Raw genomic sequence first — 19888 nt, 5'->3', positions numbered from 1 at the left:
CTGTCGTCCGTGCCCCTCCCGCCGTCATCCGTGCCCCTCCCGCCGTCATCCGTGCCGCTCCAGGGTGCGCAGGACGCGCGGGACGCCGGTCTGGACGACGGGGGCGCGCAGGCAGCGGCGGGCGGCCGGGGTGCAGGCGAGGGGCGCCTTGAAGAGCGCCAGGGACATGGCGACCACGAGCAGGATCGGGCAGAGGTAGATCACGAAGACGGCGAGCGACCCGAAGGCCCGCACGACGGGGCCCAGCCCGAGTCCGGTCAGGCACACGACGAGCACCAGCGCCCGGACCAGCAGTTCGGCGAGCCAGTTGGCCAGGGCGCGTTCGGGGGTGATGCCCCGCTCCAGCCACAGCCGGAGCCGGTCGAAGGACCAGGCCGTGGCCCAGCCCATGAGCGGCCGGAACACCAGCCGGTCGGCGACGGCGCCGAAGGCGCCCCAGCGGGGTCGGTAGTCGTAGCCGGTGAGGAAGCGGACGCCGCCGTCCGCCTCGGGCACGTAGCGCCAGTAGCCACTGCCCTCGGCGAGCAGGGAGAGGGGGTGCGGGGAGCTGAAGCGCAGGGCGGAGGTGCGGGTGCCGTCGGGGCGTTCCTTCTCGCCCGCGGCGACGCCGGTGCCGGACACGGTGAGGAACGGCAGGACACGCGTGGCGTAACGGAAGCGCTGCGGTTCGCCCTCCGCGCGCGGGAGGTAGGTGATCTTGTTGAACCGGAGGTCCCAGCGCTGGTGCTGGGCGGGGTCCTGGGTGCGCGACCACAGTTCGTCGAGGTCGGCGCGGATACGCGTCTCTATGTAGAGACCCATGGTGTTCCCCCACGTCGGAATCATGTTTGAGCAGTCGCTCAAAACATCTGTGAGGCAACGTACCACCGTTTTGAGCGACCGCTCAAAGCCTGGGGACGAGAAAACCCCGGCCCCAACGGGCCGGGGTGTGCCGGGAGTTCGGCGGTCGCTAGCGCGCCAGGTGCCGCTCGACGGTCTCGACCTTGGAGGTGAGGCCGTCGGTCACGCCGGGCCGGATGTCGGCCTTGAGGACGAGCGAGACGCGCGGCGCCCGCGCCTCGACGGCGGCCACGGCGCGCCTGACGACGTCCATGACCTCGTCCCACTCGCCCTCGATGGACGTGAACATGGCGTCGGTGCGGTTGGGCAGGCCCGACTCGCGGACCACGCGGACGGCGTCGGCGACGTACTCCCCCACGTCCTCGCCGACGCCCAGGGGCGTCACGGAGAAGGCGACGATCATGCTTCCACGGCCTCTTCCTTGCGGGCCCGGGCGGCGACGACGGCGTCCTCGGCCTCGCGGCGCAGCCTGCGCTCCGCGATGAAGCCGCCGGTGGGCAGCACCGAGAGGACGAAGTAGAGGGCCGCGGTCTTCAGCGGCCACTTGGCGCGGTTCCAGGCGTCCGCCCAGAAGACCACGTAGAGGATGAACAGCACGCCGTGCACAGCGCCCATCACGGGGACCGCGTTGAAGTCCGTGGTGCGCTTCAGCACCGAGCAGACGAGCAGGATCAGGAAGGACACGGCCTCCGGGGCCGAGACCAGGCGGAGGCGGCGGAGGGCGGTGGCGGTCTTGATGTCCACAGGTCACCTTCGGTGGGAGAGACGTCCACGCTTTGTGAACGGAAGCACAAGCGCCGTCCATTGTGGCAAACGGTCGCCCTAGGGGTTCGCTCAGGGTGGCTCTCCACCCAGGGGCCCTGGCCGGTCCACCCGCGTGACCGCTACTTTCGCAGCGTGGCGATGTTCCGACTCCAAGGGAGCAAGGTGCTCGCCGTCGACATGACCGGGGATGCCGTGAAGGCGAAGAACGGCTCGATGGTCGCGTACGACGGGCAGATGGCCTTCAAGAAGCTGAGTGGTGGCGGCGAGGGGCTGCGGGGGATGGTGACCCGGCGGCTCACCGGCGAGCAGATGACGGTGATGGAGGTGAGGGGGCAGGGGACCTGCTGGTTCGCGGACCGGGCCTCCGAGATCAACCTGGTCAGCCTCCAGGGGGACAAGCTCTACGTCGAGTCGAGCAATCTGCTCGCGACGGACGCGGGGCTGAGGACGGGCACGACGTTCACCGGGCTGCGCGGCGCCGCGCAGGGCAACGGGCTGTTCACGACGACCGTCGAGGGCCACGGCCAGGCGGCGATCGTCTCGGACGGGCCGGCGGTGGTGCTCCGGGTCAGCCCGCAGTACCCGCTGATCGTCGACCCGGGCGCGTACATCGCCCATCAGGGGAACGTACGGCAGTCCTTCCAGTCCGGTGTGACGTTCCGCACGTTCTTCGGGGAGGGCGGCGGCGAGGCCTTCCAGATCCGCTTCGAGGGCGACGGGCTGGTCTACGTACAGCCCAGCGAGCGGAACACGATCGCGGGGGATCTGTGAGATGAGCTTCCGGGAGATCAACTCCAAGATGGTCGAGGCGACCGTGCTGCCCGGCCAGAGACTGTTCAGCCAGCGCGGGGCGATGCTCGCCTACAAGGGGGACATGTCCTTCACGCCCAACCTCCAGGGCGGCCAGGGCGGGCTCATGTCCATGATCGGGCGGCGGGTGGCCGGCGAGGCGACGCCGCTGATGACCGTCGAGGGCAGCGGCACCGTGTTCTTCGGGCACGGCGGCCACCATGTGCACGTCATCCACCTCTCCGGCGACACCCTGTACGTCGAGGCCGACCGGCTGCTCGCCTTCGAGGGCACCCTCCAGCAGGGCACGATGTTCATGGGCTCGCAGGGCGGGGTCATGGGCCTGGTCCGGGGCCAGGTCACCGGGCAGGGGCTGTTCACGACCACCCTCCAGGGCCATGGCGCCGTGGCCGTGATGGCGCACGGCGGTGTCTTCGAGATCCCGATCACCCCCCAGCGCCCGGTCCATGTGGACCCGCAGGCCTACGTCGCCCATCACGGCGACGTCCGCAACAAGCTGTCCACCGCGCTCGGCTGGCGCGACATGGTGGGCCGCGGCTCCGGCGAGGCCTTCCAGCTGGAGCTGAGCGGCAGCGGCACGGTGTACGTCCAGGCGTCGGAGGAGAAGCTGTGAGCGCGTACGGAACCCCCGGCGGCCCGGTGGTGCACGACCCGATGACGCTGCCCGCCGACGACAACGTGAACAAGTACACGTTCTGCGTCGAGCTCAAGAGCGGGCAGTGGTTCCTGCAGAAGGGGAAGATGATCGCCTACTACGGGGCGATCGAGTTCAACGGCATCGGGCATGGCCGACTCGACCGACTTGTCCGAACCTCGTTCCATTCGCCACTGCACGCGAGCGACTGGGTCGTGGCGGAGGGCTCCGGGAAGATGCTGCTGGCCGACCGGGCCTTCGACGTCAACTCCTACGACCTGGACGACGGGAACTTGACCATTCGCGCGGGCAACCTGCTCGCTTTTCAGCCAAGTCTCGCGCTCAAGCAATCGATCGTGCCGGGTTTTCTGACCCTCATCGGAACCGGAAAGTTCGTGGCCGCATCTAACGGTCCGGTGGTGTTCATGGAACCCCCGATCCGGGTGGACCCCCAGGCGCTGGTCGGGTGGGCCGACTGCCCGTCACCGTGTCATCACTACGACCACGGGTACCTGACAGGCGTCATGGGCGGTCTACGTGCGATGACGGGCCTCGGCGGTGCCTCCGGGGAGGAGCACCAGTTCGAGTTCGTGGGAGCCGGGACGGTCCTGCTGCAGTCGAGCGAGACCCTCATGGCCGAGCAGGCCACGGGGGCCGTTCCGTCGGAGCCGGGGGTGCCCGGTGGTGGCGGACCGGTACCGGGTGGACACGGTCCGCAATCGTCGGGCGTACCGCGCCTTCCCGGACAGCTGGGGGACCTCCAGCGTCGCTTCGGGCTGTGAGCGGTAATCTGCGGAGTGTGACATCGAACGCGTGCGCACAGTCACACCACCCGAAGTAGTTCGCCATTCAACTTCTTAGGTAGACTTCATTCATGGAGACCGAGACGGCCACGCGCTGGCTGACCGATGCGGAGCAGTGCGCCTGGCGCACCCACCTGGAGGTCAACAGGCTGTTGACGTACCAGCTCGAAAAGGATCTGCAGCCGTTCGGCCTGACGATGAACGACTACGAGATCCTCGTCAATCTGTCCGAGTCGGACGACGTGCGGATGCGGATGAGCGACCTGGCCTCGGCGACGCTGCAGTCCAAGAGCCGGCTCTCGCACCAGATCACGCGGATGGAGAACGCGGACCTGGTGCGGCGCGAGAACTGCGAGTCCGACCGGCGGGGGCTGTACGCCGTGCTGACCGAGCACGGCATGGAGACGATGAAGAAGGTCGCGCCGTATCACGTGGCATCCGTACGGCGGCACTTCATCGATCTGCTGTCGCCCGAGGCGCTGACGGACCTGGAGAAGTCGCTCAAGCCGATCGCCGAACATCTGAGGGGCCAGCGGGGGCGCCCCTGACCCCAGGGCCGGCGGGGGTGGAGGCGCTTACCGGCGCTGTGCGGCGGCCGCGCCCACCCGTGTCGTTCCGACGGCACGACCGCCCGCAGCCGCTGCGGCCGCGGCGATGAGAGCGGCGCTCCCCGCCACCGCGAAGCACATCGGGAGCGGCAGGGCGCCGATCAGCAGCCCTGCCGCCAGCGCTCCCCCGGAACTCCCCGCGTTCACCGCCATGTTCACCCAGGCCCCCGCCTGCGTACGGGAGCCCTCCGCCGCCGTCTCGTCGGCCAGGAGGTAGGCCGTCGTCAGGGCCGGGGCGATGAAGGCGCCCGCGCAGGTCATGGCCGTCGCGAGGGTCCAGGGGCCGGGGGCGAGGCCCCCGACGGCGATCACCAGGCCCAGGCCCGCCGCGAAGCCCGCGAGCCGGGCACGGGCGGACCCCCGCCAGTCGATCGCGCCGTTGACCAGGCCGCCCACCGCGCTGCCCACGGAGAGGGCGCCCAGGATCCAGGGGACGAGCGCGGTGTCGTAGGAACGCGCGTTCGCGAAGGCCATCACCAGCAGGTCCACGGCACTGAGGGCCAGTCCGACCCCCGCGGCCACGGCGACCGGGGCCAGCAGACCGCGGGGCCCGCCGAGGCGCTTGCCGCGCGATCCCGGGCGCGGGCCGGTCATCGCCGGGGACGCGACGAAGGCACAGGTGCCGGCGACGTTCAGCAGGGCGCTGAGCAGGATGCCCGCCGCCGGAGGCGCGCAGGTCACCAGCGCGCCGACCAGCACCGGGCCGGAGACGAAGAGCAGTTCCTCGGCGACGCCGTCCAGGCTGTAGGCGCGCTGCAGGAGACGGCGGTCGGCGACGAGTTCGGACCACAGGGCGCGCATGGTGGGGCCCAGCGGAGGCGCGCAGGCGCCCGCGAGAGCGGCGGCGGTGGCGATGAGCGGGGCCGGGGCGCCAGGGCGCCAGGTGAGGGCCGCCAGGACGCACAGCAGGGCGCCGTAGAGGGCGGCCATGGGCAGCAGGGCGCGGCGGGGGCCGTGCCGGTCGATCAGGGCGGCCCGCAGGGGCAGCAGGAAGACCGTGGCGCCGCCGAACAGGGACATCACCGCGCCGGAGGCGGCGTAGGACCCGGTGGCGCGGGTGACGGACAGCAGGACCGCCAGCGAGACCGTCCCGTAGGACAGGCGGGCGGTCAGGGCGGCGGTGAAGGTACGGCGGGCGTGCGGGACGCGCAGGACGGCGGCGTACGAAGGGCATGGCGAAGTGGTCGCGGACATGCGGATGTTCCTCGGTGGGAGGCGGAGAGCGGACACCTGGGCACCTAGGGCCTGTCCGGCCCTGGACGGTGCGGGGGTGCGCTCTATGCCATGAGGAGGAACATGTTGATCAAGTTAACAGGCGCCGGCCCGGGTGACCAGACCCGTGCGAGCGCCTGCGTGTGGCCTTCGTCCGCCGGTCGTCAGCCTTCCGTCAGGCTCGCCACCAGTTCGTCGGCGGCGCGGTACGGGTCCAGTTCGCCCGCCACGATCCGTTCTGCCAGGGCGCCGAGGTGGCGGTCGCCGTGCAGGTCGCCGATGCGCTCGCGCAGTGCCGTCACGGCGATCGTCTCGACCTCGCGGGACGCGCGGGCCAGGCGGCGCTCCGCCAGGACTCCCCGCTCCTCCATCCAGGCGCGGTGCTTCTCCAGGGCCTCGACGACCTCGTCGACGCCCTCGGCGCGGGCCGCGACGGTCTTGACGATGGGCGGGCGCCAGTCGCCGGGGCCGCGGGCCTCGCCGAGGCCGAGCATGTGGTTCAGTTCGCGGGCCGTGGCGTCGGCGCCGTCGCGGTCCGCCTTGTTGACGACGTAGACGTCGCCGATCTCCAGGATTCCGGCCTTGGCCGCCTGGATGCCGTCGCCCATGCCGGGGGCCAGGAGGACGACGGAGGTGTCCGCCTGGGAGGCGATCTCCACCTCGGACTGGCCGACGCCGACCGTCTCGACCAGGATCACGTCGCAGCCCGCCGCGTCCAGGACGCGGATCGCCTGCGGGGCGGCCCAGGCCAGGCCGCCGAGGTGGCCCCGGGTCGCCATGGAACGGATGTAGACGCCGGGGTCGGAGGCGTGGTCCGACATGCGGACGCGGTCGCCGAGGAGGGCGCCGCCGGAGAAGGGGGACGAGGGGTCGACGGCCAGGACGCCGACCCGCTTGCCCTGCTTGCGGTACGCGGTGACGAGCGCGGAGGTGGAGGTCGACTTGCCGACGCCCGGGGAGCCGGTCAGGCCGACCACATAGGCGTTGCCGGTCAGCGGCGCCAGTGCCGCCATGACCTCCCTGAGCTGCGGGGACGCCCCCTCCACCAGGGAGATCAGCCGGGCCACGGCCCGCGGCCGGCCTTCCCTGGCCTGGGCCACCAGAGAGGAGACGTCCTGCATCAAACAGCTCCGTTCACTTTCACCGCCGTACAGACGTACGAGGCGTACCGCCAGACGTACTAGACGTACAACACGTACAACGGGCGCCCGGGACGCCCAAAGGTGTCGCTCAGGCCTTCGGCACCCGCACGATGAGCGCGTCGCCCTGGCCGCCGCCACCACACAGCGCGGCCGCGCCGACGCCGCCGCCCCGGCGCTTGAGCTCCAGCGCCAAGTGGAGCACGAGACGGGCGCCGGACATGCCGATCGGGTGACCGAGGGCGATCGCGCCGCCGTTGACGTTCACCTTTTCCGTGGACACGCCGAGGTCCTTCATTGACTGCACGGCGACCGCGGCGAAGGCCTCGTTGATCTCGATGAGGTCGAGGTCGGAGACCTCCAGGCCGTCCTTCTTCAGGGCGTGCAGGATGGCGTTGGACGGCTGGGACTGCAGGGAGTTGTCCGGGCCGGCCACGTTGCCGTGGGCGCCGATCTCGGCGAGCCACTCCAGGCCCAGCTCCTCGGCCTTGGCCTTGCTCATCACGACCACGGCGGCGGCGCCGTCGGAGATCTGGGACGAGGTGCCAGCCGTGATCGTGCCGTCCTTGGTGAAGGCCGGGCGCAGCTTGCCCAGGGACTCCACGGTGGTGTCGCCGCGGATGCCCTCGTCCTTGCTGAAGACGACCGGCTCGCCCTTGCGCTGCGGGATCTCGACCGGGGTGATCTCGGCCTCGAAGACGCCGTTCTTCTGCGCGGCCGCGGCACGCTGGTGGGAGAGGGCGGCGATCTCGTCCTGCTCGGCGCGGTTGATGCCGAGGCGGGTGTTGTGCTTCTCCGTCGACTCGCCCATGGCGATGCCCTCGAAGGAGTCGGTCAGGCCGTCGTAGGCCATCGCGTCGAGCATCTCGACCGCGCCGTACTTGAAGCCCTCGCGGGACTTCGGCAGCAGGTGGGGGGCGTTGGTCATGGACTCCTGGCCACCGGCGACCACGATGTCGAACTCGCCGGCGCGGATCAGCTGGTCGGCGAGCGCGATGGCGTCGAGGCCGGACAGGCACACCTTGTTGACGGTGAGCGCCGGGACGCTCATCGGGATGCCGGCCTTGACGGCGGCCTGGCGGGCCGGGATCTGGCCCGCGCCGGCCTGGAGCACCTGGCCCATGATCACGTACTGCACCTGGTCGCCGCCGATGCCCGCGCGGTCGAGGGCGGCCTTGATCGCGAAGCCGCCGAGGTCCGCGCCCGAGAAGGACTTCAGCGAGCCGAGCAGACGCCCCATGGGCGTACGCGCGCCCGCGACGATCACAGAGGTGTTCGTTCCAGAAGACATGAGCTGCGATCCCCTTACCGGCCTGCACAGCCGAGGAGTGAACGAGGGTTTACTTCGAATGTACTGAGTGGCACTCCGTGCCGTCACCGGGCCGTCGGTGTGATCGCGCGCACGTTGCGTAACCACCACATGAGCGCTGCACTGAATCCATGCTGACGCGAATCGACCACATCGGGATCGCCTGCCACGACCTCGACGCCACCGTCGAGTTCTACAGGTCAACCTACGGCTTCGAGGTGTTCCACACCGAGGTCAACGAGGAGCAGGGCGTGCGGGAGGCCATGCTCAAGATCAACGAGACGTCCGACGGCGGCGCCTCCTACCTCCAGCTCCTGGAGCCGACCCGGGAGGACTCCGCGGTCGGCAAGTGGCTGGCGAAGAACGGCGAGGGCGTGCACCACATCGCCTTCGGTACGGCGGATGTGGACGGGGACGCCGCGGACATCCGCGGGAAGGGCGTACGCGTTCTGTACGACGAGCCCAGGCGCGGCTCCATGGGGTCCCGGATCACCTTCCTGCACCCCAAGGACTGCCACGGTGTCCTGACAGAACTGGTCACTTCGGCCCCTGTTGAGTCACCTGAGCACTGACCCGCGTACATAAGGGCCGGTAGGGTTGGGGGCGGTCGTCCCTGTAGGCGGGGGTCGGCCGCATGCCGGGGTCCGGGTTTCGGGGGTACGAGCGTCGGGGCAGCAGCCCATGCTCCGCCGTTGATCTGACACCATTCCCCGGGGGCCCCGTTCGGCGGATGGACGGAGCTCGTTGCAGAAGCTGACCAGGGGACGGATGGGACCGCGCAGTGCGGGGCTACGAGAGCCAGGAGCGAGAGCCGGCGGCTGACGTCGACCACCTCTCTCGGTTCGAGGCCGAGATGAAGCGGCTGAAGACCGAGCGGGAAAAGGCGATCCAGCACGCCGAGGACCTCGGCTACCAGGTCGAGGTGCTGCGCGCCAAGCTGCACGAGGCGCGCCGCACTCTGATGACCCGGCCCGCCTACGACGGCGGCGACATCGGGTATCAGGCCGAGCAGTTGCTCCGTAATGCCCAGATGCAGGCCGACCAGCTGCGTCAGGACGCCGAGCGGGAGCTGAGCCAGGTCCGCGCGCAGACCCAGCGGATCCTGCAGGAGCACGCCGAGCAGGCCGCCCGGCTCCAGGCCGAGCTGCACCAGGAGGCGGTGACCCGGCGCCAGCAGCTCGACCAGGAGCTGGCCGAGCGCCGGCAGACCGTCGAGTCGCACGTCAACGAGAACGTGGCCTGGGCCGAGCAGCTGCGCGCCCGCACCGAGTCCCAGGCCCGCCGGCTGCTGGACGAGTCCCGCGCGGAGGCCGAGCAGGCCATGGCCGCCGCCCGCGCCGAGGCCGAACGGCTGACCCGGGAGGCCCGGGAGCGGCTGCAGGCCGACGCCGAGGCGGCCCGCGCGGAGGCCGACCAGATCCTGCGCCGCGCCCGCACGGACGCCGAGCGGCTGCTGAACGCCGCCTCCACGCAGGCCCAGGAGGCCACCGACCACGCCGAGCAGCTGCGCTCCACCACCGTCAGCGAGTCGGACGCCGCCCGTCGGCAGGCCGGCGAGCTGAGCCGGGCCGCCGAGCAGCGGATGGCCGAGGCCGAGGAGGCCCTGCGCAAGGCGCGGACCGAGTCCGAGCGGCTGGTCACCGAGGCCAAGGAGGCCGCCGCCAAGGCGCTGGCGAGCGCCGAGGCCGCGGGCGAGGCGCGGACGCGCACGGCGAAGGAGCAGGTCGCCCGGCTGGTCGAGGAGGCCACCAAGGAGGCCGAGAACACCCGGTCCGAGGCCGAGCAGCTGGTCGCCGACGCGCGCGCCGAGGCCGAGAAGATCCTCGCCGAGGCCGGCGAGAAGGCCCGCAGCCTCACCGCCGAGGAGACGGCGAGCCAGCTGTCCAAGGCGGCCAAGACCGCCGAGGACGTCCTCAACAAGGCGTCCGAGGACGCCCAGAAGACCACCAGGGCCGCCGCCGAGGAGGCCGAGCGGATCCGCACCGAGGCCGAGGCCGAGGCGGACCGGCTGCGCGCCGAGGCGCACGACATCGCCGAGCAGCTCAAGGGCGCGGCGAAGGACGACACCAAGGAGTACCGCGCCAAGACGGTCGAGCTGCAGGAGGAGGCCCGCCGGCTGCGCGGCGAGGCCGAGCAGCTGCGCGCCGACGCGGTCGCCGAGGGCGAATCGATCCGCGCGGAGGCCCGCCGGGAGGCGGTGGCGCAGATCGAGGAGGCGGCCAAGTCCGCCGAGGAGCTGCTGGCCAAGGCCAAGGCGGACGCCGACGAGCTGCGCAAGACCGCCACCACGGACAGCGAGAAGGTCCGCACCGAGGCCATCGAGCGGGCGACCACGCTGCGGCGGCAGGCCGAGGAGACCCTGGAGCGCACCCGCGCGGAGGCCGAGCGGCACCGCACGGAGGCCGCCGAGCAGGCCGAGGCGCTCCGGACGGACGCCGAGAACGCCGCGCGCGAGCTGCGCGAGGAGGCCGAGCGGGCGGCCGAGGCTCGGCGCGAGGAGGCCGCCGGTGAGCTGACGCGGCTGCAGACGGAGGCCCAGGAGCGGCTGGCCGCGGCCGAGCAGGCGCTCACGGACGCGCGCGAGGAGGCGGCCCGCATCCGGCGGGAGGCCGCCGAGGAGACCGAGCGGCTGCGCTCGGAGGCGGCGGAGCGGATCCGTAGCCTCCAGCAGCAGGCCGAGGCCGAGGCCGACCGGCTGCGCACGGAGGCCGCGGCGGACGCGTCCGCCTCGCGTGCCGAGGGCGAGGCCGTCGCCGTACGGCTGCGCACGGACGCCGCGTCGGAGGCGGAGCGGCTCAAGGCCGAGGCGCAGGACACCGCCGACCGGGTCCGCGCGGAGGCGCAGGCCGCCGCCGAGCGGCTGGGCACCGAGGCGTCCGAGACGCTGGCCGCCGCCCAGGAAGAGGCCGTCCGGCGCCGCCGTGAGGCCGAGGAGCTGCTCGGCTCCGCCCGCGAGGAGGCCGACCAGGAGCGGCTGCGGGCCCGCGAGCAGAGCGAGGAGCTGCTGGCCTCGGCGCGCAAGCGCGTGGAGGAGGCCCAGACCGAGGCGACCCGGCTGGTCGAGGAGGCCGACCGGCGCGCCACCGAGATGGTGTCCGCCGCCGAGCAGCACGCCCAGCAGGTACGGGACTCCGTCGCCGGGCTGCACGAGCAGGCGCAGGAGGAGATCACCGGGCTGCGCTCGGCCGCCGAGCACGCGGCGGACCGTACGAGGCGGGAGGCCGAGGAGGAGGCGGACCGGGTCCGCGCCGACGCCTACGCCGAGCGGGAGCGGGCGAGCGAGGACGCCTCGCGGCTGCGCCGGGAGGCGAGCGAGGAGTCGGAGGCCGCCAAGGCGCTCGCCGAGCGTACGGTCGCGGAGGCGATCGCGGAGGCCGAGCGGCTGCGTTCGGACGCGTCGGAGTACGCGCAGCGGGTGCGTACGGAGGCGTCGGACGCCCTCGCCGAGGCCGACCAGGCGGCGGCGCGGACCCGGGCGGACGCCCGCGAGGACGCCAACCGCATCCGCTCGGACGCGGCGACCCAGGCGGACACCCTCATCACCGAGGCCCGCAGCGAGGCGGAGCGGCTGCAGACGGAGACGGCCGCCGAGGCCGAGCGGGTGCGCGCGGAGGCCCTGGCCGACGCGGAGCAGCTCCTCGCGGACGCCAGTGGCGAGGCCGAGCGGCTGCGCGCGGAGGCCGCCGAGACGGTCGGCTCGGCCCAGCAGCACGCGGAGCGGGTGCGCGCCGAGTCCGAGCAGCTCAAGGCGGACGCCGAGGCGGCGGCGGAACGGCTCGTCAGCTCCGCCCGCGAGGAGGCCGAGCGGACCCTGGACGAGGCCCGCAAGGACGCCAACAAGCGGCGTTCGGAGGCGGCCGAGCAGGTCGACACGCTCATCACGGAGACCACGGCCGAGGCCGACAAGCTGCTCACCGAGGCCCAGCAGCAGGCGCTGAAGACCACCGCGGACGCGGAGTCGCAGGCCGACACGATGGTGGGCGCGGCGCGCAGCGAGGCCGACCGGATCGTGTCCGAGGCGATGGTCGAAGGCAACACGCGCGTGGAGAAGGCCCGGACCGACGCGGACGAGCTGCTGGTCGGCGCCCGCCGGGACGCGACCGCCATCCGGGAGCGCGCCGAGGAGCTGCGCGACCGGATCACCAGCGAGATCGAGGAGCTGCACGAGCGGGCCCGCCGCGAGGCCGCCGAGACGATGAAGTCCACCGGCGACCGCTGCGACGCGCTCATCAAGGCCGCCGAGGAGCAGCTGGCCAAGGCCCAGGCGAAGGCCAAGGAGATCGTCTCCGAGGCCAGCTCCGAGGCCGGCAAGGTGCGCATCGCCGCCGTCAAGAAGGCGGAGGGACTCCTCAAGGAGGCCGAGCAGAAGAAGGCCTCGCTGATCAAGGAGGCCGAGGAGCTGAAGGCCGAGGCGATCCGCGAGGCCCGGAGCACGGTCGAGGAGGGCAAGCGCGAGCTGGAGATCCTGGTGCGCCGGCGCGAGGACATCAACGCCGAGATCTCCCGGGTCCAGGACGTTCTGGAGGCGCTGGAGTCCTTCGAGGCGCCGTCGGCCGGCAAGGACGGCGGGGTCAAGGCCGGTGCGACGGTGGGCGCCCCCCGTTCGGGTGGCAAATCGTCGGACGGCTAGCGCCTGAGGCTTCTTCCGGTGTCTGCTGGGCTCTTTGTCCAGATCTTTGGCAAGCTGTCCCGCGGTCAGCCACCCGAAAGAGGTGCCATTCTCCAGATCAAAACCGTATCCGCTCGATGACACACCGCTTCGGCCCCTAGGATTCCCCTTATCACCTCACCGGTCTCATTGACAGGAACCCCATGAGCGACACTTCCCCCTACGGCTTCGAGCTTGTGCGGCGTGGGTACGACCGCGCTCAGGTGGACGAACGTATCTCCAAGCTCGTCTCCGACCGTGACAGCGCTCTCACCCGCATCACCGCCCTGGAGAAGCGCATCGAGGAACTCCACCTCGAGACGCAGAACGCCCAGGCCCAGGTCACCGACGCGGAGCCGTCGTACGCCGGTCTCGGCGCGCGGGTCGAGAAGATCCTGCGCCTCGCCGAGGAAGAGGCGAAGGACCTGCGTGAGGAGGCGCGGCGCGCGGCCGAGCAGCACCGCGAGCTGGCCGAGTCGGCCGCCCAGCAGGTCCGCAACGACGCCGAGTCGTTCGCCGCGGAGCGCAAGGCCAAGGCCGAGGACGAGGGCGTCCGGATCGTCGAGAAGGCCAAGGGCGAGGCGTCCCAGCTGCGTGCCGAGGCGCAGAAGGACGCGCAGTCCAAGCGGGAGGAGGCGGACGCCCTCTTCGAGGAGACCCGCGCCAAGGCCGCGCAGGCCGCCGCCGACTTCGAGACGAACCTGGCCAAGCGCCGCGAGCAGTCCGAGCGCGACCTGGCCTCGCGTCAGCAGAAGGCCGAGAAGCGCCTCGCCGAGATCGAGCACCGCGCCGAGCAGCTGCGCCTGGAGGCCGAGAAGCTGCGCACCGACGCCGAGCGCCGCGCCCGCCAGACGGTGGAGACGGCCCAGCGCCAGGCCGAGGACATCGTGGCCGACGCCAACGCCAAGGCCGACCGCATCCGCTCGGAATCCGAGCGCGAGCTGGCGGCTCTCACCAACCGCCGCGACAGCATCAACGCCCAGCTGACGAACGTCCGCGAGATGCTCGCCACGCTGACCGGCGCCGCGGTGGCCGCGGCCGGCTCCCCCACCGAGGACGAGCCGATCTCCCGGGGCGTTCCGGCGCAGCAGTCCCGGTAGTCGGGCCGCATGGTCGGGCCCGGTAGCCGTACTGGCAGCCGGTACAGGTAGGACGCCGTGAGGGGCGGTGGGACTCGGTCCCACCGCCCCTTCGGCATGCGCGGGCTGGTGTGCGCGGGCAGGTGTGCGCGGCAGGGCTCCTAGCGCAGGCCCATGAGGGGCGCCGCGTCCGTCCCGTTGCCGTTGACGACGATCCAGGTGTCGCCCGCGCGCAGGAGCCGAGTGGTCAGCGCGAAGGTGCCCACGCGCACCGAGGTCCCGTCGTCCTCGCCGACACGGCTCCCGTCGGTGGCGTCGAGGGTCCACAGCCGGTGGTTCGCGCCGAGCACGGCCACCCGGCCGCGGCCGTCCGGGGCCAGCGCGGTGATCTCGCCGCCCAGGTCGGTGTGCCACCGGCGTCGTCCGTCGCGCAGGCCGAGGCCCACGACGCGTTCGGGGTCGTCGGCGCCCGGCTTCTGGGCGGCGACGACGAGCGTGTCCCCGCTGACCGCCGCCCGCAGCGCCGGCCCTGCCGTGAAGCCCTCGCCGAGGACCGGGAGGAGGGTGAGGTCCTCGTCGTCGCCGGTGAGCGGGATCCGGACCGGGTCGCCGTCGCCGGGGTAGGACAGAACGGCCGCCACGCCCCGCTCGTCGCGCTCCTTGAGCAGGAGCGTGAACGGGTCGGCGGACACCACCATGACGGTGTCGAGGGGGCTCTCCACGGGCAGCTCCCGGCTGCCGCGCTGCTTGCCCGTGGCGTTGTCCAGGGTCACCACTCGCGCGCTGCCCTTGTCCGCCGACGTCAGACACGTCACCACGACCTGGCTGGTGCCGCCGGCCGCGGAGACGACGTTCGGCGCGCAGGACGCGTCGGGGCTGCGGCCGGTCAGGCCGGCGCTCCAGCGCGGGGTGCCGTCCTTGAGGCCGTACGCCTGGATCCCGGTGTCCGTCAGTGCCAGGGCCACGTCCCCGTCGGCCGCGAGCAGGCTGTCGCTTCCGGAGGTGAACGCGGAGACGCCCTTGATCTTCCGCTCCCACACCGTGCGGCCGGTGCGGGTGTCGACGCCCCACACCGTGTCGCAGGGCTGCTGGTAGCGCGCGAAGGCGACCAGGCCGATGCCGTCGACGACCCGCTCGCTCATCCCGCACACCGACTCGCGCACGGGGGCGCGCAGTGTCCAGCGGCGGTCCCCGTCATGGGAGTCGTAGGCGACGAGCGCGTCGGTGCGCACCCGGACCACGGTCGACGCGTCCTCGCCGACGGTCCACACGCCCTCCGCGCGCACGGACGCGGGCCGGTCCAGCCCGGCCTGCCAGGCGGAGTCGAGCACCGGGCCTCGCATCCACACGTACGCCTGCCAGCCCGGCCACAGCGCGAGCGGCACGCCCGCCAGGGCCAGGACGGCGGGGACCACCTTGCCGGGCCGCCGGTCGGTGAACCTGCCGATGGTGACCAGGAGCGCGATGTAGCCGGCGAAGGTCAGCGCGAACGCCAGGATGAGGGTGGGCGTGGTGCCCTCCGGGCAGGGGCGGTACCTGCTGCCGCCGCAGGAGTTGCCGGGAACGGACGTCCACCCCAGCACATGGAACTCCACCGCGAGCCCGGCCGCGGCCCCGGCCGCCACGATCGCCAGTCCCGCCCCCGCCGCGCGCCACCCCGTGCGCGGTCTCGCGTCCTCAACCACTGTCGCCCCCGCCCGTGTTCTGCTGTCCGGCGCCCCCCGGCGCCGCCCCCGATCTTCAGGGGGCTGGAGCATACCCGCCGGGGCAGGTGCACGTCAGGGGCGGGAGCGTCGCGGGGCACGGCACGGAGCACGGCACGGGTCGCGCCCGGGGCGCCGCTCGAGTGGCAGCCGTCCAACACCCGTCTTAGCGTGGCCGCATGATCCAGCTGGAGGGGCTGACCAAGCGGTACGGGGAGAAGCTCGCCGTCGACCGTCTCACCTTCGCGGTCACGCCGGGCGTCGTGACCGGGTTCCTCGGGCCCAACGGGGCGGGGAAGTCCACCACCATGCGGATGATCCTCGGGCTCGACCATCCCACCGCCGGTGACGTCCGGATCGACGGCAAGCACTACGACCAGCTCAAGGATCCGATGACGTACATCGGCGCCCTGCTCGACGCCAAGGCCGTGCACGGCGGCCGCAGCGCCTACAACCACCTCCTGTGCCTGGCACAGAGCAACGGCATCCCGAAGCGCCGGGTGGGCGAGGTGCTGGACACGGTCGGGCTGACGGCGGTGGCGCGGAAGAAGGCCAAGGGGTTCTCGTACGGCATGGGGCAGCGGCTCGGCATCGCCGCCGCGCTGCTCGGGGACCCCCGGATCCTGATGTTCGACGAGCCGGTCAACGGGCTGGACCCGGAGGGCATCCACTGGATCCGCACGCTGATGAAATCGCTGGCCGCGCAGGGGCGGACCGTGTTCGTGTCGAGCCATCTGATGAGCGAGATGGCGCTGACCGCGGATCATCTGGTGGTCATCGGGCAGGGCCGGCTGCTCGCGGACACCACCATGGCCGACTTCATCCGCGCGAACTCGCGGTCGTACGCCCGTATCCGCTCCCCACAGCGCGAGCGGCTGCTCGACGTGCTGCGCGCGAACGGGATCACCGTCGTGGAGGCGGGCGCCGGCACGCTGGAGGTGGAGGGCGGCAAGGCCGAGCGGATCGGTGAGCTGGCCGCGCGCCACGGGATCGTGCTGCACGAGCTGAGCCACCAGCAGGCCTCGCTGGAGGAGGCGTTCATGCGGCTGACCGCGGAGTCGGTGGAGTACCACGCCCACAGCGAGCCGCCTCCTGTCCCACAGGACTGGGGCGCCGGCTGGAAGAGGGCCTGAGCCATGGCGGCCGTCCAGGTCATCCGGTCCGAGTGGACCAAGATCCGGTCCGTGGCGTCGACGGTGTGGACGCTGTCCCTGGCGCTGGTGGTGACCGTCGCCCTCGGGATGCTGATCTCGGCGCTGTCGAGGAGCCAGTACGGGGACATGCCGGTGCGGGAACGGCTCGACTTCGACCCCACGGTGATCAGCTTCGCCGGCATGACGCTCGGTCAGCTCGCCATGATCGTGTTCGGGGTGCTCGTCGTGTCCAACGAGTACAGCACCGGCATGATCCGCGTCTCGCTGGCCGCCGTACCGCGCCGGGGCACCTTCCTGTTCGGCAAGATCGCCGTGGCCGCCGCGCTGGCCCTGGTGGTCGGCATGGCCACCAGCTTCGCCGCGTTCTTCCTCGGGCAGGCCATGCTCGGCCCCCTGCGCACGGACCTCGGCCAGCCCGGGGTGCTGCGCGCGGTGATCGGCGGCGGGCTGTACATGGCCCTGATCGCGGTGTTCTCCATGGGCGTCGCCGCGATGCTGCGCTCGCCGATGCTCTCCCTCGGCATCCTGATGCCGTTCTTCTTCCTGATCTCCAACATCCTCGGCAACGTCGACGCGACGAAGAAAGCCGGCCGCTTCCTGCCGGACCAGGCGGGCAGCCGGATCATGCAGGTGGTGCCGAGGATCGGCGACGACACCCCGTACGGCCCGTGGGGCGGGCTCGGGATCATGGTGCTGTGGGTGATCGCGGCGGTCGCGGGCGGGTACGTCCTGCTGAAGCGCCGTGACGCACAGTGAGCCCCTCGGTCACGCTCCGCGACGCCCTGGCTTTACTTACTCTTGGGCGGAACCGTCAGCGCCCGGATATCCTCCTAACCCTTACGGGGGCGTGTGCCCCGCTGTCCTGAACCTTTCGATGGGTGCGGAGCATGATCGAGGCTGTCGGCCTGACCAAGCGCTACGGCGACAAGACCGCCGTGTACAACCTTTCCTTCCAGGTACGGCCGGGCGCCGTGACCGGTTTCCTCGGGCCCAACGGCTCGGGCAAGTCGACGACCATGCGGATGATCCTCGGGCTGGACAACCCGACGTCCGGCACGGTGACCATCGGCGGCTACCCGTACCGCAAGCTGCCCAACGCCCCCCGGCAGGTCGGCGCGCTGCTCGACGCCAAGGCGGTGCACGGCGGCCGGACCGCCCGCAACCACCTGCTCAGCCTCGCCCAGCTCTCCGGCATCCCGGCCCGGCGCGTGGACGAGGTGCTCGGGGTCGTCGGCCTCCAGGCAGTGGCCAGAAAGCGCTCCAAGGGCTTCTCCCTCGGCATGGGCCAGCGCCTCGGCATCGCCGCCGCGCTGCTCGGCGACCCCCAGGTGCTGCTCTTCGACGAGCCGGTCAACGGCCTCGACCCCGAGGGCATCCTCTGGGTCCGCAACCTGATGAAGGCGCTGGCCGCCGAGGGCCGTACGGTCTTCGTCTCCTCCCATCTCATGAGCGAGATGGCGCTGACCGCCGACCACCTCATCGTGATCGGGCGCGGACAGCTGCTCGCCGACATGAGCGTGAAGGACTTCATCTCGGCCAACTCCGCCGACTTCGCGCGCGTCCGCACCCCGGACACCGAGCCGCAGCTGCGCGAGAAGCTGACCGCCTCCCTCACCGAGGCGGGCGGCCATGTGATGCCGGAGCAGGACGGCGCGCTGCGCGTGACCGGGCTGCCGCTGCCCCGCATCAGCGACCTCGCGCACGAGGCGGACGTCCGGCTGTGGGAGCTGTCGCCGCACCAGGCCTCGCTGGAGGAGGCGTACATGCGGATGACGCAGGGCGCCGTCGACTACCGCTCCACCGTCGACCAGAAGGCCGGACTGCAGCAGCCGCTGCCGCCCGGCGCCCAGCCGCCCATGCCGGTCCCCGGCCAGGGCCAGCCGGGCTGGTACGCCCCGCCGCCGCCCCAGCAGGGCGGGCAGCCGTTCGCCCCGCAGGGCCAGCCCGCGGCCCCCTATGGCGCTGCACCCGGGGCCCCGTACGGCGCTGCCCCCGCGGGCCCGTACGGCGCGCCCGGCCCGGGCACCCCGAACCCGTACGCCGCGCCTGCCGCTCCCGCCGAGCAGGCCGCCCCGCAGCCTCCGGTGGCCGCCGTTCCCCCTGCCCCGGCCGCTACCCCTGCTCCTGCCCCGGCGCAGCAGCCGGCCGCCGAGCCGGCCCAGCCCGCTGCGGCCGCCGCAGCCGCCGCAGCCGCCGCGCCTGCCGCTGCCCCTGCCGCCGCACCCGCACCCGCTTCCACCCCTGCCGACCTGACCAAGCCCGAGGACGCCCGATGAGCACCCACCAGCCCCCGATGCCGCAGGCCCCCGCAGGCGCGCCCGACTGGCAGGCGGCGCCCGGCGGGTCGTACCCCGGTTACAACTCGCCGATCCCGGTCGTGCGCACCCACCTCGGCCACGCGCTGGCCTCGGAGTGGACGAAGATCAAGTCGGTGCGTTCGACGATGTGGACGCTCGGTGTGTTCATCGTGCTCGTGGTCGGCATCGGCCTGATGGCCGGCCTCGCGGTGCGGGGCTCCGGCGACCTGTCCGGCGAAACCCCGCTGACTCTCGGCTTCTTCGGCGTGCTGATCGGCATGATGTGCATCATCACGCTCGGCGTGCTGACCACGGCGTCCGAGTACGGCACGGGCATGATCCGTACGACGATGACCGCGTGCCCGAGCCGGGGCCGGGTGCTGACCGCCAAGGCGATCGTGTTCTTCGCCGTCGCCTTCGTGGTGACGCTGGCCACCGTGTCGTTCGTGGCGATGGTGCAGGCGGCCATGCTGGAGGGCAACGGAGCGTCCAGCCCGAGCACCGAGGAGTGGCTGAAGGCCACGGTCGGCATCAGCTTCTTCGTCGCGCTGCTCGGCCTGATCTCGCTGCTCGTCGGCTCGATGATCCGGCACTCCGCGGGCGCCATCACCATCATGATCGGCGCGGTGCTCGCCCCGCTGGTGATCGCGCTGTTCATGAACGCCTCGTCGCTGGAGAAGGTCCAGAAGGCGCTGCTCGAGTACTCGATCCCGAGCCAGATGGGCGTCTTCTACGACAACACCCTGAGCCACTCCGGCCCGTCGGGCTGGGACCCGGTGTGGATCATGCTGGGCGTGACCGCCGCCGCCTTCGCCGGCGCCTACGCGCTGCTGCAGAACCGGGACGTGTAACCCGCGGGACGCCGGGCGCTCGCTGGGCGCCGCGCG

At 72.1% G+C, this 19888-nt stretch carries 18 protein-coding genes; 11 read left to right on the top strand and 7 right to left on the bottom strand.

Annotated elements, in window-relative coordinates; translation table 11 throughout:
* Positions 1 to 45: 45 nt before the first annotated feature.
* The 3 genes from ABZ865_RS15315 to ABZ865_RS15305 form a co-directional block, all read right to left on the bottom strand.
* On the bottom strand, positions 46 to 801 hold the full coding sequence (locus ABZ865_RS15315; RefSeq protein ID WP_361229498.1) for a hypothetical protein: 756 nt from the start codon (positions 799 to 801) through the stop codon (positions 46 to 48).
* Positions 802 to 949: 148 nt separating this feature from the next.
* A complete protein-coding gene (locus ABZ865_RS15310; RefSeq protein ID WP_189986363.1) occupies positions 950 to 1243 on the bottom strand; it encodes an MTH1187 family thiamine-binding protein in 294 nt (97 codons plus the stop codon).
* Positions 1240 to 1584: a DUF3817 domain-containing protein gene (locus ABZ865_RS15305; RefSeq protein ID WP_361229494.1), complete on the bottom strand. Its 345-nt coding sequence runs from the start codon at positions 1582 to 1584 to the stop codon at positions 1240 to 1242. Before ABZ865_RS15305 ends, ABZ865_RS15310 begins: the two co-directional genes overlap by 4 nt.
* 159 nt (positions 1585 to 1743) lie before the next feature.
* On the opposite strand from ABZ865_RS15305, the gene ABZ865_RS15300 reads away from it, so the two are divergent.
* The 4 genes from ABZ865_RS15300 (at position 1744) to ABZ865_RS15285 (ending at position 4400) form a co-directional block, all read left to right on the top strand.
* The gene (locus ABZ865_RS15300; RefSeq protein WP_361229750.1) at positions 1744 to 2376 is read left to right on the top strand and encodes an AIM24 family protein; all 633 of its coding nucleotides are present in this window, start codon (positions 1744 to 1746) and stop codon (positions 2374 to 2376) included.
* 1 nt (position 2377) lies between these two features.
* A complete protein-coding gene (locus ABZ865_RS15295; protein ID WP_361229491.1) occupies positions 2378 to 3028 on the top strand; it encodes an AIM24 family protein in 651 nt (216 codons plus the stop codon).
* Positions 3025 to 3831 carry an AIM24 family protein gene (locus ABZ865_RS15290; protein WP_361229487.1) on the top strand — a complete coding sequence of 269 codons (807 nt, stop codon included), beginning with the start codon at positions 3025 to 3027 and terminating at the stop codon, positions 3829 to 3831. The genes ABZ865_RS15295 and ABZ865_RS15290 overlap by 4 nt, the downstream gene beginning before the upstream one ends.
* A 92-nt stretch (positions 3832 to 3923) precedes the next feature.
* Complete coding sequence (locus ABZ865_RS15285) at positions 3924 to 4400, top strand: MarR family transcriptional regulator (protein ID WP_100828283.1); 477 nt, start codon at positions 3924 to 3926, stop codon at positions 4398 to 4400.
* Positions 4401 to 4427: 27 nt separating this feature from the next.
* Here ABZ865_RS15285 and ABZ865_RS15280 read toward each other — a convergent pair whose 3' ends face one another.
* The 3 genes from ABZ865_RS15280 to ABZ865_RS15270 form a co-directional block, all read right to left on the bottom strand.
* The gene (locus tag ABZ865_RS15280; RefSeq protein ID WP_361229482.1) at positions 4428 to 5654 is read right to left on the bottom strand and encodes an MFS transporter; all 1227 of its coding nucleotides are present in this window, start codon (positions 5652 to 5654) and stop codon (positions 4428 to 4430) included.
* A gap of 182 nt (positions 5655 to 5836) precedes the next feature.
* On the bottom strand, positions 5837 to 6793 hold the full coding sequence (meaB, locus tag ABZ865_RS15275; RefSeq protein ID WP_361229478.1) for a methylmalonyl Co-A mutase-associated GTPase MeaB: 957 nt from the start codon (positions 6791 to 6793) through the stop codon (positions 5837 to 5839).
* Positions 6794 to 6902: 109 nt separating this feature from the next.
* Entirely contained in the window at positions 6903 to 8102 is a 1200-nt protein-coding gene (locus ABZ865_RS15270) for an acetyl-CoA C-acetyltransferase (RefSeq protein ID WP_361229475.1), read from the bottom strand.
* A 149-nt stretch (positions 8103 to 8251) separates the two neighbouring features.
* Here ABZ865_RS15270 and mce point away from each other — a divergent pair, with 149 nt between their 5' ends.
* From mce to ABZ865_RS15255, 3 genes are all read left to right on the top strand, one after another.
* The gene (gene mce, locus ABZ865_RS15265) at positions 8252 to 8692 is read left to right on the top strand and encodes a methylmalonyl-CoA epimerase (RefSeq protein ID WP_361229473.1); all 441 of its coding nucleotides are present in this window, start codon (positions 8252 to 8254) and stop codon (positions 8690 to 8692) included.
* Between the two features lie 209 nt (positions 8693 to 8901).
* Positions 8902 to 12750 (top strand): polarized growth protein Scy, encoded by a 3849-nt coding sequence (gene scy / locus ABZ865_RS15260; RefSeq protein WP_361229470.1) that lies wholly within the window; start codon positions 8902 to 8904, stop codon positions 12748 to 12750.
* A 182-nt stretch (positions 12751 to 12932) separates the two neighbouring features.
* Positions 12933 to 13868 (top strand): cellulose-binding protein, encoded by a 936-nt coding sequence (locus ABZ865_RS15255; protein ID WP_361229467.1) that lies wholly within the window; start codon positions 12933 to 12935, stop codon positions 13866 to 13868.
* A gap of 140 nt (positions 13869 to 14008) precedes the next feature.
* Here ABZ865_RS15255 and ABZ865_RS15250 read toward each other — a convergent pair whose 3' ends face one another.
* The gene (locus ABZ865_RS15250) at positions 14009 to 15472 is read right to left on the bottom strand and encodes a PQQ-binding-like beta-propeller repeat protein (RefSeq protein ID WP_361229465.1); all 1464 of its coding nucleotides are present in this window, start codon (positions 15470 to 15472) and stop codon (positions 14009 to 14011) included.
* 257 nt (positions 15473 to 15729) lie between these two features.
* On the opposite strand from ABZ865_RS15250, the gene ABZ865_RS15245 reads away from it, so the two are divergent.
* The 4 genes from ABZ865_RS15245 to ABZ865_RS15230 all read left to right on the top strand — a co-directional run bounded on the left by ABZ865_RS15245 (position 15730) and on the right by ABZ865_RS15230 (position 19852).
* Complete coding sequence (locus ABZ865_RS15245; RefSeq protein WP_361229461.1) at positions 15730 to 16683, top strand: ATP-binding cassette domain-containing protein; 954 nt, start codon at positions 15730 to 15732, stop codon at positions 16681 to 16683.
* Between the two features lie 3 nt (positions 16684 to 16686).
* Complete coding sequence (locus ABZ865_RS15240) at positions 16687 to 17460, top strand: ABC transporter permease (RefSeq protein ID WP_361229459.1); 774 nt, start codon at positions 16687 to 16689, stop codon at positions 17458 to 17460.
* Positions 17461 to 17591: 131 nt separating this feature from the next.
* Positions 17592 to 18980, top strand: coding sequence for an ABC transporter ATP-binding protein (locus tag ABZ865_RS15235; RefSeq protein WP_361229456.1), 1389 nt, complete (start codon positions 17592 to 17594; stop codon positions 18978 to 18980).
* Positions 18977 to 19852: an ABC transporter permease subunit gene (locus tag ABZ865_RS15230; protein ID WP_361229454.1), complete on the top strand. Its 876-nt coding sequence runs from the start codon at positions 18977 to 18979 to the stop codon at positions 19850 to 19852. Before ABZ865_RS15235 ends, ABZ865_RS15230 begins: the two co-directional genes overlap by 4 nt.
* The last annotated feature ends 36 nt before the right edge of the window (positions 19853 to 19888 follow it).

The sequence above is a fragment of the Streptomyces sp. NPDC047085 genome (assembly GCF_040643735.1).
GTDB lineage: Bacteria > Actinomycetota > Actinomycetes > Streptomycetales > Streptomycetaceae > Streptomyces.
The sequence above is the reverse complement of the archived record's forward strand: the minus strand, read 5'-3'. Positions and strand labels throughout refer to the sequence as shown.